At 71.0% G+C, this 16526-nt stretch carries 13 protein-coding genes; 6 read left to right on the top strand and 7 right to left on the bottom strand.

Annotation, left to right across the window (positions count from 1 at the left end; genetic code table 11):
- Nucleotides 1-52: 52 nt before the first annotated feature.
- Nucleotides 53-2866, top strand: a complete 2814-nt coding sequence (locus FCN18_RS14110) for an aconitate hydratase (protein WP_137095311.1) — start codon at nt 53-55, stop codon at nt 2864-2866.
- A gap of 76 nt (nt 2867-2942) precedes the next feature.
- Nucleotides 2943-3653, top strand: a complete 711-nt coding sequence (locus FCN18_RS14105; RefSeq protein ID WP_112269026.1) for a sulfite exporter TauE/SafE family protein — start codon at nt 2943-2945, stop codon at nt 3651-3653.
- Nucleotides 3654-3662: 9 nt separating this feature from the next.
- On the opposite strand, the gene FCN18_RS14100 is transcribed toward FCN18_RS14105, so the two are convergent.
- Nucleotides 3663-4277: a TetR/AcrR family transcriptional regulator gene (locus FCN18_RS14100; RefSeq protein ID WP_228713939.1), complete on the bottom strand. Its 615-nt coding sequence runs from the start codon at nt 4275-4277 to the stop codon at nt 3663-3665.
- A 112-nt stretch (nt 4278-4389) separates the two neighbouring features.
- On the opposite strand from FCN18_RS14100, the gene FCN18_RS14095 reads away from it, so the two are divergent.
- Nucleotides 4390-6618 carry an MMPL family transporter gene (locus tag FCN18_RS14095; protein ID WP_137095310.1) on the top strand — a complete coding sequence of 743 codons (2229 nt, stop codon included), beginning with the start codon at nt 4390-4392 and terminating at the stop codon, nt 6616-6618.
- Nucleotides 6619-6675: 57 nt separating this feature from the next.
- On the opposite strand, the gene FCN18_RS14090 is transcribed toward FCN18_RS14095, so the two are convergent.
- The 6 genes from FCN18_RS14090 to FCN18_RS14065 all read right to left on the bottom strand — a co-directional run bounded on the left by FCN18_RS14090 (nt 6676) and on the right by FCN18_RS14065 (nt 13230).
- The gene (locus tag FCN18_RS14090) at nt 6676-8253 is read right to left on the bottom strand and encodes an alpha/beta hydrolase (protein ID WP_137095335.1); all 1578 of its coding nucleotides are present in this window, start codon (nt 8251-8253) and stop codon (nt 6676-6678) included.
- Nucleotides 8254-8337: 84 nt separating this feature from the next.
- On the bottom strand, nt 8338-8832 hold the full coding sequence (locus tag FCN18_RS14085) for a nitroreductase family deazaflavin-dependent oxidoreductase (protein ID WP_112269020.1): 495 nt from the start codon (nt 8830-8832) through the stop codon (nt 8338-8340).
- A gap of 24 nt (nt 8833-8856) precedes the next feature.
- Nucleotides 8857-9831, bottom strand: coding sequence for an L-histidine N(alpha)-methyltransferase (egtD, locus tag FCN18_RS14080; protein WP_112269018.1), 975 nt, complete (start codon nt 9829-9831; stop codon nt 8857-8859).
- Nucleotides 9828-10595, bottom strand: a complete 768-nt coding sequence (gene egtC / locus FCN18_RS14075) for an ergothioneine biosynthesis protein EgtC (RefSeq protein ID WP_112269016.1) — start codon at nt 10593-10595, stop codon at nt 9828-9830. Before egtC ends, egtD begins: the two co-directional genes overlap by 4 nt.
- Before the next feature lie 2 nt (nt 10596-10597).
- Nucleotides 10598-11947, bottom strand: a complete 1350-nt coding sequence (egtB, locus tag FCN18_RS14070; RefSeq protein WP_137095309.1) for an ergothioneine biosynthesis protein EgtB — start codon at nt 11945-11947, stop codon at nt 10598-10600.
- Nucleotides 11944-13230, bottom strand: a complete 1287-nt coding sequence (locus FCN18_RS14065) for a glutamate-cysteine ligase family protein (RefSeq protein ID WP_112269012.1) — start codon at nt 13228-13230, stop codon at nt 11944-11946. The genes egtB and FCN18_RS14065 overlap by 4 nt, the downstream gene beginning before the upstream one ends.
- A gap of 144 nt (nt 13231-13374) precedes the next feature.
- Between FCN18_RS14065 and FCN18_RS14060 the strand changes: the two genes are divergently transcribed.
- The 3 genes from FCN18_RS14060 to FCN18_RS14050 all read left to right on the top strand — a co-directional run bounded on the left by FCN18_RS14060 (nt 13375) and on the right by FCN18_RS14050 (nt 16525).
- The gene (locus FCN18_RS14060) at nt 13375-13962 is read left to right on the top strand and encodes a TetR/AcrR family transcriptional regulator (RefSeq protein WP_112269010.1); all 588 of its coding nucleotides are present in this window, start codon (nt 13375-13377) and stop codon (nt 13960-13962) included.
- Between the two features lie 200 nt (nt 13963-14162).
- Nucleotides 14163-15479, top strand: coding sequence for a hemolysin family protein (locus tag FCN18_RS14055; RefSeq protein ID WP_137095308.1), 1317 nt, complete (start codon nt 14163-14165; stop codon nt 15477-15479).
- Entirely contained in the window at nt 15476-16525 is a 1050-nt protein-coding gene (locus FCN18_RS14050) for a hemolysin family protein (protein WP_112269006.1), read from the top strand. The genes FCN18_RS14055 and FCN18_RS14050 overlap by 4 nt, the downstream gene beginning before the upstream one ends.
- Nucleotide 16526: the final 1 nt, after the last annotated feature.

Raw genomic sequence — 16526 nt, 5'->3', positions numbered from 1 at the left:
CGCAAGACTCGGCCTGCGTACCCGACTGAACCGCCGCCGCATGGAGTTAGACGTGACTGCACCTGCCAGCAAGGACAGCTTCGGGGCTCGCGACACGCTGAAGGTCGGTGACGCCTCCTACGAGGTGTTCCGCCTCAACAAGGTCGAGGGCTCGCAGCGCCTTCCGTACAGCCTCAAGATCCTGCTCGAGAACCTGCTGCGGACGGAGGACGGCGCCAACATCACCGCCGACCACATTCGCGCTCTCGGCAACTGGGACCCGAAGGCGGACCCGTCGACGGAGATCCAGTTCACCCCCGCCAGGGTGATCATGCAGGACTTCACCGGCGTCCCGTGCGTGGTCGACCTCGCCACGATGCGTGAGGCCGTCACCGACCTCGGTGGCGACCCCGACAAGGTAAACCCGCTCGCGCCCGCCGAGCTGGTGATCGACCACTCCGTGATCATCGACGTCTTCGGCACCGCCGACGCGTTCGAGCGCAACGTCGAGATCGAGTACGGCCGCAACAAGGAGCGCTACCAGTTCCTCCGCTGGGGCCAGGGCGCCTTCGACGAGTTCAAGGTCGTCCCGCCCGGCACCGGCATCGTGCACCAGGTCAACATCGAGTACCTGGCCCGCACCGTCATGGCCCGCAACGGCCAGGCCTACCCCGACACCTGTGTGGGCACCGACTCGCACACCACCATGGTGAACGGGCTGGGCGTGCTCGGCTGGGGCGTCGGCGGCATCGAGGCCGAGGCCGCGATGCTCGGCCAGCCGGTGTCGATGCTGATCCCGCGCGTGGTCGGCTTCAAGCTGACCGGTGAGATCCCGGCCGGTGTGACCGCCACCGACGTCGTGCTGACGATCACCGAGATGCTGCGCCGCCACGGCGTGGTCGGCAAGTTCGTCGAGTTCTACGGCGAGAGCGTCGCCCAGGTGCCGCTGGCCAACCGCGCCACCATCGGCAACATGAGCCCCGAGTTCGGCTCCACCGCCGCGATCTTCCCGATCGACGACGAGACCATCCGCTACCTCAAGCTCACCGGCCGCTCGCCGGAGCAGCTCGCGCTGGTCGAGGCCTACGCCAAGGAACAGGGCCTTTGGCACGACCCGAGCCACGAGGCCGAGTACTCCGAATACCTCGAGCTGGACCTGTCCACCGTGGTGCCGTCGATCGCGGGCCCCAAGCGCCCGCAGGACCGCATCGAGCTCACCGACGCGAAGTCGTCGTTCCGCAAGTCGGTGCACGACTACGTCGAGGAGCAGTACCCGACGCCGCACACCAAGGTCGACGAGAAGGTCGAGGAGTCCTTCCCGGCCAGCGACGCGCCCGCGCTGTCGTTCGCGGAGGAGGATGCCGTCGCCTCGGTCCCCACTGCCGCCAACGGCGCGTCGGGCCGCCCGACCAAGCCGGTCACCGTGAGGTCGGAGGAGCGCGGCGAGTTCGTGCTCGACCACGGCGCCGTGGTGATCGCCTCGATCACCTCGTGCACCAACACCTCGAACCCGTCGGTGATGCTCGGCGCCGCCCTGCTCGCCAGGAACGCCGTCGAGAAGGGCCTCTCGGTCAAGCCGTGGGTCAAGACCTCGATGGCGCCCGGCTCGCAGGTCGTCACGAACTACTACGAGAAGGCCGGCCTCTGGCCGTACCTCGAGAAGCTGGGCTACCACCTCGTCGGCTACGGCTGCACCACCTGCATCGGCAACTCGGGCCCGCTGCCCGAGGAGATCTCCGCCGCGGTGCAGGAGAACGACCTGACGGTCGTGTCGGTCCTCTCGGGCAACCGCAACTTCGAGGGCCGCATCAACCCCGACGTGAAGATGAACTACCTGGCCTCGCCGCCGCTGGTCATCGCCTACGCGCTCGCGGGCACGATGGACTTCGACTTCGAGGAGCAGCCGCTCGGCGTCGACCAGCAGGGTAACGACGTCTTCCTGAAGGACATCTGGCCGACGCCGCAGGAGATCCAGCAGACGATCGACTCGGCGATCACGCAGGAGATGTTCAGCAAGGACTACGCCGACGTCTTCGACGGCGGCGAGCGCTGGAAGTCGCTGCCCACCCCGGAGGGCAAGACCTTCGCCTGGGACCCCGAGTCCACCTACGTCCGCAAGCCCCCGTACTTCGAGGGCATGACCGCGGAGCCCGCCCCGGTCACCGACATCAGCGGCGCGCGGGTGCTCGCCAAGCTGGGCGACTCGGTGACCACGGACCACATCTCGCCCGCGGGCGCGATCAAGGCCGACTCCCCCGCCGGCCGGTACCTGCAGGAGCACGGCATCGACCGCAAGGACTTCAACTCCTACGGTTCCCGGCGCGGTAACCACGAGGTGATGATCCGCGGCACGTTCGCCAACATCCGCCTGCGCAACCAGCTGCTCGACGACGTGCAGGGCGGCTACACGCGCGACTTCACGCAGGAGGGCGGCCCGCAGGCGTTCATCTACGACGCCGCGCAGAACTACGCGAAGGCCGGCATCCCGCTGGTCGTGCTGGGCGGCAAGGAGTACGGCTCCGGCTCCTCGCGCGACTGGGCCGCGAAGGGCACGAGCCTGCTCGGTGTCCGCGCGGTGATCGCCGAGTCGTTCGAGCGCATCCACCGCTCGAACCTGATCGGCATGGGCGTGATCCCGCTGCAGTTCCCCGAGGGCGAGTCGGCGAAGTCGCTGGGCCTCGACGGCACGGAGACCTTCGCGATCGCGGGCGTCACCAAGCTCAACGAGGGCGAGACGCCGCGCACCGTCAAGGTCACGGCGACCAAGGCAGATGGGGCCACCGTCGAGTTCGACGCCGTGGTGCGCATCGACACCCCCGGTGAGGCGGACTACTACCGCAACGGCGGCATCCTGCAGTACGTGCTGCGGAAGATGACCCGTAGCTGAGCGGTGCCAGTGGCATGAGACGGCCCGGTTCCCCTCAGGGGAGCCGGGCCGTCTCACTGAATACGGAGGCGAGAACGTGCCCGAGGTGCTCGTGGGACTGGTGGTGCTCGCCGGCGCGCTGGTGCAGGGCGCGGTCGGCTACGGCATGAACCTCGTCGCGGTGCCGCTGGTCGCACTGATCGACCCGAGGTTCCTGCCGGTGCCGCTGCTGCTGATCGCCAGCGCGCACGGCCTGCTGGCGCTGGCACGGGAGCACGGCGACACAGACTGGAGCGGCGTGGGCTGGGCGATGCTCGGCAGGGTTCCTGGCACGGCGCTCGGCGTGCTCGCGGTGGCGACGCTCGCCGAACGCCCGTTCTCGGCGGTCGTGGGCGCGGCCGTGCTCGCGTGCGTGGTGCTGTCGGTGCTGTCGTGGCGGCCCCGGCCGACACGGGGCCCGCTGCTGGTCGCCGGGGTCGCGAGCGGCGCGTTCAGCACCGCGGCCTCGATCGGCGGCCCGCCGATCGCCCTGCTGTACCAGCACTCCCCGGGCCCGACGATCCGCGCGACGCTCGCCGCGACCTTCGGCCTCGGCACTCTGCTCTCCCTGGTGGGACTCGGCCTTGGTGGTCAGGTGCACGTCACGCACTTCGCGTTCGCGGCGTGGCTGTTGCCGTTCCTGCTGGCCGGGTTCCTGCTCTCCGGCCCCGCGCGCCGCTTCCTCGACGGTGGCCGCATGCGCGTCGCGGTGCTCGTGATCGCCGGGGGCAGCGCGCTGGCGCTGCTCGTCCGTGCCGCGGTCGGCTGAGCCACGCTCTCATGCGCCGATGATCGGCTCCAGGTAGCCGCGCAGGGCGCGTTTCAGCTCGGTGATCCAGACCTCCCGCTCAGCCTCCGGCGCGGCGACGACCGTGTTCAGCAGCGCACCGAAGATCTGCGTCGCCACCACCGCCGTGGTCCGCACGCTCTCCTCGGACATATCGGGCGCGCGGGTCGCGAGCACCTCCGCGATCTTGCCGACCACCGCCTGGTGCAGCTGCCGCGTCGGCGCCGCGAGACGCTCGGGCATGTCGGCGGCGTTGAACAGCGCCTTGAAACCCGGGTTCGCCACGTTCACCTCGATCATCGGCCCGATCATGCGGTCGATCAGGTCCGGTAGCGGCAACGTCGCGAAGCCGGGGTCGAACGCCTTGTCGTGCGCGGCCTGCAGCGCCGCGCGGTACCGCTGCGCCAGCACCTCGGCGATCGCCTCCTTGTTGGCGAAGAACTGGTAGAGCGTGCCGGGCGAGACACCCGCCCTCGCCGCGATGGCGTTGGTCGTCGCCTTCGCGTACCCGGTCTCGGCGAACACCTCCGCCGCCGCGTCCGCGAGCTGTTCCATCCTTCGCCGGCCGCGTTCCTGCCGCTTGCGCTCCGGTTGCTGACCCGCCACCCCGGCATCACCTCTCGCGCTGGTTGACAAATACGAGCAATCACTCGTAATTTCGAACACGAGCGATCACTCGCCTTTTCTTCAGCTTAGCGCCTCCCGAGGAGAACAACCCGTGTCCAGACCGTTTCCCCGCCCGTCCGCCCTGGAGCGGCTGGGCCGGTTCACCGTGCGCCGCCGACGATGGGTGCTCACCGTCGGCGTCCTCGTCACCCTCCTGTCCGGCGCCTTCGGCGCCGGTGCGCTGAACGCGCTGTCGCTGTCGCGGATCGACGCTCCGGGCTCGGAATCCGACCGGGCGAGGATCGCCCTCGCCGAGCAGTTCGACACCGGCTACCCCAACCTGACCTTCCTGGTCACCGCGAACGAGGGCACCGTCGACGACGCGGGCGTGCGCGCCGCGGGCGAGGAGCTCACCCGCGCGATCGCCGCCGAGCCCGGCGTCGCCGAGGCCGGTTCCTACTGGTCGCGCGGCCATAGCCCGGCGCTGCGCAGCGAGGACGGCACGCAGGCGCTGGTGCTGGTCCGCGTGCCCGGCGACGTGAACGAGGCGCGCGAGCGCGTCGGCGAGCTCGCCGAGCGCTACGCCCGCGACGGCACCGTGATCGACGTCCGGGCCGGGGGCCAGGACGAGGTTTTCCGCGAGATCGGCGCCGAGTCCCGGCAGGACTTCCTGCGCGCCGAGATCATCGTGATCCCGCTGGTGTTCGTGCTGCTGATGCTGTTCTACCGGCGCGTGACCCTCGCGCTCGTGACGCTGGGCGTCGGCGTCTTCTCGATCGTCGGCACGCTCGCCGCGCTGCGCGGCGTCGCCTCGGTCACCACCGTGTCCACGTTCGCCGCCAACATCGCGCTCGTCATGGGACTCGCGCTGGGCGTGGACTACTGCATGTTCCTCATCGCGCGCTTTCGCGAGGAGCTCGCGCGCGGCCGTAACGTCGGCGACGCCGTCACCATCGCCGTGCGGACGGCGGGCCGCACGGTGCTGTTCAGCGGGCTGACCGTGGCGATCTCGCTGCTCTCACTGATGTTGTTCCCGCTGCCGTTCCTGCGGTCGTTCGGCTACGGCGGCGCGTTCGTGGTGCTCACGGCGGTCGGCGGAGCGCTGGTGCTGCTGCCCGCCGCGCTCGCCACGCTCGGCAGGCGTGCCGCGTACCGGCCGGGCCGCGAGCCGAGGCACACGGAACGCGGCGGCTGGTACCGCCTCGCGAACGCCGTGATGCGCCGTCCCGCGCTCACCGGCGGGCTGATGCTGCTGCTCGTGCTCGTGCTGTCCGCACCCGTCACCGGGCTGCGGTTCGGGATGCCCGACGCGCGGATCCTGCCCGCCGACTCCAGCAGCCGGGCAACCGCCGACGAGATCAGGGCCGGGTTCGCGCAGGAGGAGTCCGACGCGCTCTACCTCGTCGCTCCCACCGCCGGGAGAGGCGACGTCGCCGGCTATGCCGCAGCGTTGTCCGAAGTGGACGGCATCACCCAGGTCGACGCCGCCGAAGGATCCTTTGTGGACGGCGAGCGCATCTCGGCCGCCGTGGACCCGGGCCGGTTCACCGCGGACGGCGGGACGTTCCTCGTCGCCATCCCAGCCCAGCAGGCGCTCGAAGGCGACCCCGTGGACCTCGTCGCGAGCGTGCGCGCGGTCGGGGCGCCGTTCGACGTGCTGATCGGCGGCACACCCGCGGAGATGGTCGACTGGCGCACCGACATGACCGAGCGCATGCCGCTGGTGCTCGCGACGATCCTGGTGCTGACCTTCGTGATCCTGTTCCTGATGACCGGCAGCGTGCTGCTGCCGCTGAAGGCGACCGTGCTGAACCTGCTCAGCATGGGCGTGATGTTCGGAGTCCTGGTGTGGGTCTTCCAGGACGGCAACCTCTCCGGGCTGCTCGGCTTCACCGCGACCGGCACCCTCGAGTCCAGCATCCCGATCCTGATGTTCTGCATCGTCTACGGGCTGTCGATGGACTACGAGGTGTTCATCGTCTCGCGCATCAGGGAGGAGTACCTGCGCACGGGAGACAGCCGAGCGGCGGTGCCGCTGGGCCTGCAGCGCAGCGCGCCGCTCATCACCACCGCGGCCGTGATCCTCGCGGCGTCGTTCGCGGTGTACGCCACGGGCGGCGTGGTGTACCTCAAGATGATCGGCGTCGGCATGGCCGTGGCGGTGCTGGTGGACGCGCTGCTGATCCGGGGCATCCTGCTGCCCGCGTTCATGCGGCTGGCCGGTGGCGCGAACTGGTGGGCGCCGCCGGTGCTGCGCCGGGCGCACGAGCGCTTCGGGATCTCCGAGGCGGAACCGGACGCCGCGCCCGGCGGGCGCCTTCCGGTGGCCGCCGGGAGGTAGCGCGCACGAAGAGGCCCGTGCGGTGCGTCCCTCACCGCACGGGCCCCGGACCCCGCACTACTGCGGGGCGTCGAAGGGTCGCGTGTCCGGCTGGTAGACCTTGCCGCGCGGCGGCACCGTCAGGTTCACCAGGTAGTCCGACACCGCGCGGTCCACTCCCCCGGAGTCGCCGAGGATGCAGTGACCGAAGGCGTTCACCGACAGCAGCCGCGAGTAGCCCAGCTCGTCCGCCATGCGCTTGGAGAACTCGTAGCGCGTCGCCGGGTCGTAGTAGTTGCCGACCACGAGCACCGGGTTCTCGGTGGCGGCGTTCCACGGGCCCCGGTAGGTCTCCTTGCCGCCCTTCCACAGCGGGCACGCTGCCGGGTCGGCGAACGCCTGGAACCGGCCGAACGCCGGCGCGGTCTTCTCCCAACGGGCCGCGATCTCGGGCAGCTGCCCGGACGGGTAGCCGAACGGCTTGTCCGCGCAGTTCACGGCGAAGTACGAGTCGTCGGAGGTGTACTCACTCTCCGGCCGGACGTCGTGGTGCACCTTCTGCTTCGGGTTGAGCAGCGTGCCCAGATCGCGCGCGTTCACCACCTTCGGCGCCGTGTTCGGCGGCGGCTTCACCACGCCGTAGAGCTGCTGGAGATCCTCGGCGAGCCCCGCGAACGAGCTCGGCGAGTACAGCGTGCCGCCGATGCCGCTGATGAACGAGTTGAGGTCCACCGACGAGCCGTCCGGCAGGTTCACCGGCTGCTGCCGGATGCCGCGCAGCAGCTCGTCGAACTTCTGCCTCGGGTTGCCCTCGCCGAAGGCGCACTGCGTCCGCGCCTTGGCGCATTCGGTCAGGAACGCGTCCAGCGCGTGCTCGAAGCCCTCTGCCCGCTGCTGGTCGTAGCGCAGTCCGTCGCTCGTGCGCAGCGCCGGGTCGACGTTGCCGTCGAGCACCATCGTCCGGACCCTGTCGGGGAAGAGGTTCGCGTAGGTGGCACCGAGCAGCGTGCCGTAGGAGAACCCGACGTAGTTCAGCTTCTCGTCGCCGACCGCGTCGCGCAGCACGTCGAGGTCCCTCGCCACGTCCTGTGTGGACATGTGCTCCAGCAGGGAGCCCGCGTTGCGCTGGCAGAACTCGCCGTAGTCCCGGTAGGTGCTCAGCGCGTCGGAGATCTCCTGCCGCGTCGACGGCACGGGCACGAGCCGTGCCTGGACGTCCTCGGCGTCCTCGGACGTGGTGAAGCAGCGCAGCGGAGTCGAGTCGCCCACGCCGCGCGGGTCGAAACCGATGATGTCGAACCGGTCGAGCACCGCCGGCTCGAAGAACTGGTCGGCCGACATCGGCATCGTGACACCGGAGGCGCCGGGACCGCCGGGGTTGAGGAACAGCGACCCGAGCTTCTGGTCCGGCTTGTTCGCCTCCCGGCGCATGAGCGCGAGGTCCATCGTGCCGAGCGCGGCGTTGTCGTGGTCGATCGGCACGCGGTAGGTCGCACAGCTGTACGTCCCCGGCGCCTGTGCCACCCGCGCCTGCTCGCACGACTCCCACGTGATCTTCGCCTGTCCCTGGGCCGCCGCCGTTCCCGGGACGCCCGCGAGCGCCACCCCCACGAGCAGTGTGCCGACTCCAGCCGCGGCTCTACTTGCCTTGCGCACCCGTTCCCCTTCGATGCCGTCGCCGGTAACCACGGCGAAGAATGGCACAGCGCGCTGCGCCGGGCTGCCACCCGAAGGGCTGGTTCAGGGTTGTTCGCCCGTTGGTGGGTCACTCGGCGAGAGGACGAAGATCGGCAGCTCGCGGCCCGCTTCTGCGCGCTCCATCTCGTAGCCGGGCCAGAAGCCGGTCAGCTCGCGCCACATCGCGTCGCGCTCGTGGCCCTTGAGCTCCCTGGCCCTGGTGGCTACTTTCCGGCCGCGCACGAGCACCGTCGCCTCCGGGTGCGCGCGGAGGTTGAACGTCCACGCCGGATCGCGCTCCCTGCCCCAGTTCGACCCGGTCACCACGTAGTCGGAGCCGTGGGGGAAGTAGAGCAGGTTGGTGTCGCGGGGCAGGCCCGACTTGCGGCCCAGCGTCGTGAGCCGCAACGACGGCAGGCCCGCGATCCCGACCAGGCTGGCCCGCCCCCGCGACACCCTGTGCAGCCTGTGGTCCGCCCAGACGATCGCGGAGGCGAGTTTCATCAGCCACGGGCGCTTGCCCAGCGCACGGGCGAGCACCGGTAGTGGGTTGCGCATGCTCCTATTCGATCATGAGGGGCCTCAGGAGACGGCGCGCGAGAGCGACACGCCGAACAATCCCCGCTCATCGGTCCACCAGCGCTCGACCGCGAGTCCCGCGTCGGCCAGCTCGGCCCGCACGCCCTCTGGCCGGAACTTCGCCGAGATCTCCGTGCGCACGTGCTCCCCCGCCGCGAACGTCACCTCCATGCCCGCGCCGGGAATATGCACGCGGGTGTCCGCACGCGCACGCAGGCGCATCTCGATCCACTCGTTCTCCGCGTCCCAGTGGGACACGTGCTCGAACGCCGCCGGATCGAAGTCCGCCCCGAGCCGCTCGTTGAGCACTCGCAGCACGTTGCGGTTGAACTCGGCCGTCACGCCCTGCGCGTCGTCGTAGGCGCGCACGAGCGTGCCCTCCTCCTTCACCAGGTCGGTGCCGAGCAGCAGCCACTCCCCCTCGGTCAGCACGTCGCGCACCGAGCGCAGGAACTTCGCGCGGTCGGCGGGCAGGAAGTTGCCGATGGTGCCGCCGAGGAAGGCCACGATCCTCGGCCGCTCACCCGGCAGGAGCCCCAGGTGCTCGGTGAAGTCGCCGACCACCCCGCGCACGGTGAGCGCCGGGTAGTCGCGCGCGATCGCGTCGGCGGCCTCGGCCAGCGCCGACTCTGACACGTCGAGCGGCACGAACTCCTCGAGGGTGCCGTACGCGCCGAGCGCGTCGAGCAGCAGCCGGGTCTTCTCGCTCGACCCGGAGCCGAGCTCGACGAGCGTGCGCGCACCCGTCACCGCCGCGATCTCGGGCGCCTCGCGGCGCAGCACCTCGCGCTCGGATCGGGTCGGGTAGTACTCCGGCAGCTCGGTGATGCGCTCGAACAGCTCGCTGCCGCGCGCGTCGTAGAACCACTTGGAGGGCAGCCACTTCTGCGCCGCGGACAGGCCCTCGCGCACGTCCTCGCGCAGCGCCTCGGTGACGTCCTCGCCGCTGTGGTGCACGTCGAGATCCACGTCGCTCACGCCTGACTCCGATCCTCGTCCAGTGAGATCATTTCCACCGTGTGCGGCGTGCCCCGCCGCGCGACCACCAGGTGGCGGTCGGGTACCGGGCGCCAGCCCGGGTCGTCGTCCGGCGGCTCCGACGCCACCAGCACGCCCGCCGCCGTCGTCCGGACGGAGAGCGCGTGGGTCCACGCCGTGCCGATCACCAGGTCCTCGCCCGCCAGCAACAGGTTCAGCCGGGAACCGGGTGCCGCCCGCTCGATGTCGGTGACGAGCCCGGCGACCACGCCCACCGGGTCGGCCCCGCCGCGCAGCCGGTCGCGCAGCAGCGCCCACAGCAGCGCCGAGTCCGTGGGCGCCTCCAGCGCCAGCAGCTCGGTGACGGGCAGCTTCTCGGCGAGCCCGGCGACCGAGGCCGGCCAGCCGCGCACCACGCCGTTGTGGCTGAACAGCCACCGCTCGTCCGCGAACGGGGCGCACGCCGCCTCCGTCACCGGCATGCCCGTGGTGCCCGAGCGCACCGCCGCGACGAATGCCCCCGCGCGCACCGTCTCCGCGATCCTCGGCAGGTTCTCGTCCGTCCACAACGGACTCGCGCGGCGGTACCGGACGGGCCTGCCGTCGCCGGCGAACCAGCCGAGGCCGAAGCCGTCGGCGTTGACGGTGCCCCCCTTGCGCATGTCCTTCGGCGCGTGGGACTGCACGAGCAGCGAGTGCGGCGCCGTGAACACCGCCTCAGACGGCGAGCACGGTTCACCGAGGTAGGCCAGGTGGCGGCACACCGTCAGGCCCGCTCGTCCGGCCGCGGGTCACGGGCGCACCGGAACCCCGAGAAGATCTGCCTGCGGATCGGGTAGTCCCAGTTGCGGAACGTTCCGCGGATCGCCACGGCGTCGGTGCCGAACGAGCCGCCGCGCAGCACCTTGTAGCCGGGCCCGAAGAACACCTCGGAGTACTCCCGGTACGGGAACGCGGTGAACCCGGGGTAGCCGCCGAAGTCACTGCTGGTCCACTCCCAGACGTCACCGATCAGCTGGTGCACGCCCAGCGGCGACGCCCCGGCCGGGTAGGCGCCGGTGACGGCGGGCCGCAGGTGCCGCTGCCCGAGGTTCGCGTGCTCGGCGGTCGGCTCCTCGTCGCCCCACGGGTAGCGCAGCGACCGGCCGGTGGCGGGATCGTGCCGGGCGGCCTTCTCCCACTCCGCCTCGGTCGGCAGCCGCTTGCCCGCCCACGCCGCGTACGCCTCTGCCTCGTAGAACGACACGTGCACCACCGGCTCGTCGGCGGGCACCGGCTCGTGCACGCCGAACCGGGTCCGCCACCAGCCGTCCGCCTCGCGACGCCAGAACCGCGGCGCGGCGATGTCGTGCTCGCTGCGATAGGCCCAGCCGGCCTCGCTCCACCACCTCGGCTCGTCGTAGCCGCCGGTCTCCAGAAACGCGACGTACTGGCCGCACGTGACCGGGAAGGTGTCGATGACGAACGTGTCGACGTGCACCTCGTGGGCGGGCCGCTCGTTGTCCAGCGCCCAGGGCTCCACCGAGGTGCCCATCAGGAACCGGCCGGCGGGCACCACGACCTCGGGGGCCGCGCCGCCCACCCGGCGCGGCGGCGGCTCGGGCGCGTGCAGCACCGGCTCTCCCCTGCGCAGCTGGTGGGTGGCGAGCATCGTCTCGTCGTGCTGCTGTTCGTGCTGGGCGATCATGCCGAACGCGAACGCGGCCTCGGTGAGCTTGCGCCCCTCCAGCGGCGCCTGGTCCAGCACGTCGAACGCCTTGGAGCGCACCTCGCGCACGTAGGCCCTCGCCTCGGCCGGCCCCAGCAGGGGCAGCGACGGCCGGTCGGCCCTGGGGTGCTGGAAGGCGTCATAGAGGTCGTCGATGTCGGGGCGCAGCGGCTCCCGGCCGCCCACGTCGCGGACCAGCCACAGCTCCTCCTGGCTGCCGATGTGGGCGAGATCCCAGACCAGCGGCGACATGAGCTTCGAATGCTGGCGGGTGAGGTCCTCGTCGTCGACGGCGTCGGTGAGCGCGACGCTGCGCTCCCTCGCCCGCGCCAGCGTGCTCGCGGTGTGCTCGCGCAGTTCGCTCGGGGCGAGCTCCCGCAGCGGGTTGGGCGATTCGGTACTGGTCATGCTCGGTCCCCTCCTCGGCGCCGCACGCGCCGCTGCACGGCGTACGCGATGTCGGCGATGGTGTCGGCGGGCAGGTCGAAGGCGGTGAGCTCGGCGCACCCGAGATCGGCCACGGCGCGCGCGGACCGCAGCAGGCCGGAATCGGCCAGCCCCCACCGCGCGGCGTCGTCCCAGCGGCGGGCCGAGGGCTCGCAGATCTCCAGCACCTTGTCCACTGTGGACGGCCGGCGCAGCAGGGCCGTCAGCAGCGCCACCGGGTGGAGCCAGGTGCCGGGCGGCTGCGCGTCGAGGTAGCGCACCTCGAGGTAGCCGTGCGGCCGCACCGGCGTGAACATCGTGGTCAGGTGGTAGTCGAGGTCGGCGAACGTCGGCGGCCCCAGCACGTCGGCGGGCCCGCCGCCCGCGATCCAGTCGGCGAAGGTGAACCCGGCTGGCGCGTCCCACGGACCGTCCACCCTCGGCACCACCATCAGCGGGGTGTCGAGCACCCGGGTCGCCCACGCCGCCGCGGGGTCGTCGCACGGCCCCGCCGCGTAGGTGCGGGCGTTCTCGGTGTCCATCACGGCCCGCCAGCGCGCGGACGCGAGCCCGGTGTCGGCGCCGGCGTGGGTGCGGGAGTTGGCGAAGAGGGCGAGCAGGACGGGCCCGAGCGCGTGGACTGCGGCCCAGCGGGCGGCCAGGCCGGAGGCTTCGCCCGCGTCGACGCACACCTGCACCGCGGCGGTGCTGCACATCATCGTCAGCCCGCCGGGGCCGAGTGGCGTGAAGCGGCGCTCCATCGCCGCGTAACGCTCCGTCGGCAGCAGCCGGACCGGAGCGCGGAAGGCGTCGATCGCGTGCGGATGGAGGCGAAGGCCGCCCAGCGCCAGCAGATCGGTGACGTAGGCCAGGTCGAGGCCGGCGACGGTGGCCAGCTCGCGCAGAGAGGTCTGGGGCGCGGTGGAGATCTCCACCTGGCAGCCGGGTTCGAGACTGAGGGACGATCCGCCTGGCAGCGGCAGCGCCGGGCTGTCCTGGCGGAGGGTTCGGGGAGTGTGCGGGCCGAGCGCGTCGGCGAGGCGACCGGGGTCGAGCGGCAAGCCGGGATTCCCGGCGTCGTGGACGATGTACTCCAGTTCGACGCCGAGCAGTCTCGGCGGACCGTGCTTGAAACAGACGGACGCCACGTAGGCCTCACCCTCGGCGCGGCTTGCCACCACGCGGGCGGCGACGTCGGCAGCGGCGGCTCCGGCGCCGTCCTGCTTGGCTCTTCTGGCATAGGGAGGAATGCGGACCGCAGTCATCGGATCACCAGCCATCCACTCGCACCGACCATGCGTTCGCGACGCTACACGCGGGGTCCGACAATCGCAGTGGTCTCGCGCGCGGGCGCTCTCAGTACGTACGTACGGATTGCATTGCCGTAGCCCCGGTGTCAAGATCGGGGGATGCCACGGGTCAGCCAGGACCACCTCGACGCGCGCAGGCGACAGATTCTCGACGGCGCACGCGCGTGTTTCGGGCGCTACGGGTACGAGGGTGCCACGGTCCGGCGGCTCGAGGAAGCCACCCAGCTCTCGCGCGGCGCCATCTTCCACCACTTCCGGGACAAGGAGTCGCTGTTCCTCGCCCTCGCGGAGGACGACGCGGCGAGGATGGCCGACGTCGTCGCGGAGCAGGGTCTCGTGCAGGTGATGCGCGAGCTGCTCTCCGGCCGCAGCCAGCACCCCGCCGACTGGCTCGGCACGCGGCTGGAGGTCTCGCGCAGGCTCCGGACCGACCCCGAGTTCAGGGCCCGCTGGGCGGAGCGCTCCGAACAGCTCACCACCGCCACCCGCAAGCGCCTCTCGTGGCAGCGCCAGGCTGGCAACCTCCGCGACGACATCAGCATCGAGGTGCTCGCCGCCTACCTCGAGCTCGTGCTCGAGGGACTGGTGTCCCACCTGGCGATGGGCCTGCCGGCCGACGACCTCGAACCGGTGCTGAACCTGGTCGAGGAGAGCGTGCGGCGCCACCGGGGACTCAACCCGGCCTGAGGGTCGCTCCGGGCGGAACATGCCGCACACCTGAGGCGTTTCACCTGGTTAAGATGACGCCACCCTTCTTTCCGGCTGGTCCCATGAGGAGTGACATCTTTCGTGCGCGATGCGCAGTCACCTGGTGACAGTAGTCGGCCGGGTGACCGACCCGGCTGCCTGATCTCGTCCGCCCGCGCCAGGGAGGACGGTGCGCGCTGATGGAAGTCGTGCTCACCGTCCTCGGCGTCCTGTTCGTCGTCCTGCTGACCGTCGGAACCGGCCTGGCCGTGGCCGCGGAGTTCTCCCTGACGACGCTCGAGCGCAGCACCATCGAGTCCAACATCCGCCAGGTGGGCGACCGCAGGTCGAAGACCCTGCTGAAAGCCCACCGCACGCTGTCGTTCCAGCTCTCGGGCGCGCAGGTCGCCATCACGCTCACCACGCTGGTCACCGGTTACGTCGCCGAGCCGCTGCTGGGCGGGATCATCAGGCCCTGGCTCACCGAGCTCGGCCTTTCCGACCGCGCCGCCGCCGGAACGTCGCTGGTCGTCGCGATGCTGCTGGCGACAACGCTGTCGATGGTGATCGGCGAGATGGTGCCCAAGAACCTTGCCGTGGCGCGCCCGCTGCAGACGGCCCGCGCGGTCGCCGGCTACCACTCCCGGTTCTCCGCGCTGTTCCGCTGGCTCATCACGCTCATGAACAACAGCGCCAACTGGGTCGTCCGCAAGCTCGGCATCGAGCCGCAGGAGGAGCTCCGCTCGGCACGTTCGCCGCAGGAGCTCGGCTCGATCGTGCGCACGAGCGCGCAGACCGGCACGCTCGACGTCTCCACGGCCCAGCTGCTCGACCGCTCGCTGCGGTTCGGCGAGCGCACGGCGGGCGAGCTGATGACGCCACGCGTGCGCCTGGAGTCGCTGCGCATGGACGGCACCGTGCACGACCTCGTCGAGCTGTCGCGCCGCACCGGTTTCTCGCGCTTCCCCGTCTACCGGGAGGACCTCGACGACGTGCAGGGCGCCGTGCACGTCAAGCAGGCGTTCACCGTGCCCGCCGCCGAGCGCCGCACCGTGCCGATCTCGTCGGTGATGCGGCCGGTGCCGACGGTTCCCGAGTCGCTGCCCGGCGACTCGCTGCTCAACCGGCTGCGGGACTCCCGCTTCCAGCTCGCGATCGTCGTGGACGAGTACGGCGGCAGCGCCGGGCTGGTGACGCTCGAGGACGTGGTCGAGGAGATCATCGGCGACGTCCGCGACGAGCACGACGAGCGAGAGCAGCCCGCGTCGCAGCAGCTCACGTCCGACTCCTGGATGGTGTCCGGGCAGCTGCGCGACGACGAGGTCCTCGACGTCACCGGCTTCCGGATGCCCGAGGGTGACTACGAGACCATCGCCGGGCTGCTCCTGGAGCGCCTTGGCCACATCCCGGACGTCGGTGACGCCCTCGACCTCGACGGCTGGCGGCTGGTCGTGACCAGCATGGACCGCCATCGCATCGCCGAGGTCAACGTGCAGCGCCGCGAGGTGAGCCCGTGAACGACTGGGTAGCGATCTCGCTCATCGGCGTACTGCTGCTGTGCAACGCCTTCTTCGTCGGCGCCGAGTTCTCGCTCATCTCCTCGCGGCGAGACCGGCTCGAGGCGCTGCTGGAGCAGGGCAAGGGCCGCGCCAGGATCGTCCTCAACGCAGGCAGGCACGTCTCGCTCATGCTCGCGGGCGCGCAGCTGGGCATCACGATCTGCTCACTGCTCCTGCTGCAGTTCGGCGAGCCCGCGGTGGCCCACCAGCTGGAGGCCGCCGTGGCGGCGCTCGGGGTGCCGCTGCCGATCTACCTCGTGCACGCGGTCTCGTTCACCGTGACGCTCGTGGCGATCACGCTGCTGCACGTGCTGATCGGCGAGATGGTGCCGAAGAACATCGCCATCGCCGAGCCCGAGCGCCTCGCCCTGTGGCTCGTGCCGGTGCACGTCGCGTGGGTGCGGCTGGTGAAGCCGTTCATCTGGCTGCTCAACGGCCTCGCCAACGGCGTGCTGCGACTGATGCGGGTGGAGCCCAAGGACGAGATCGACGCCGGCTACACCTCCGACGAGCTGGCCGAGCTGCTCAGCGAGTCGCGCCGCGAGGGCCTGCTGGAGCACTCCGAGCACCGCAGGCTCACCCAGACCCTGTCATCGGTGGAGAAGACGGTCGCGGACGTGCTGGTGCCCGTCGAGGAGCTGACCACGCTGGCCCCGGGGCCGACCGTGGGCGATGTCGAGCGGGCCGTGTCGGAGACCGGGTTCTCGCGCTTCCCCGTGCGCACCGAGAACGGCGAGCTGACCGGCTACATCCACGTCAAGGACGTGCTCGACCAGGTCGGCGACGACCCGGCGACCACGGTTCCGGTGGCCAAGACCCGCAACCTGACCGAGCTGCCGCTCTACGCCCGGCTCGACAACGCGCTCTCCGCGATGCGCCGCGAGGGCAGCCACCTGGCGAAGGCGGTCGACAGCTCGGCCAGGGTCGTGGGCATCGTGGCCTTGGAGGACCTCGTCGAGGAGTACGTGGGTACCGTCCGCGACGGCACGCACGTCACCATGTAAC

Origin of the sequence: Prauserella endophytica (genome assembly GCF_005146945.1) — a bacterium.
GTDB lineage: Bacteria > Actinomycetota > Actinomycetes > Mycobacteriales > Pseudonocardiaceae > Prauserella_A > Prauserella_A endophytica.
This window is presented reverse-complemented; position numbering and strand designations above follow the sequence as displayed.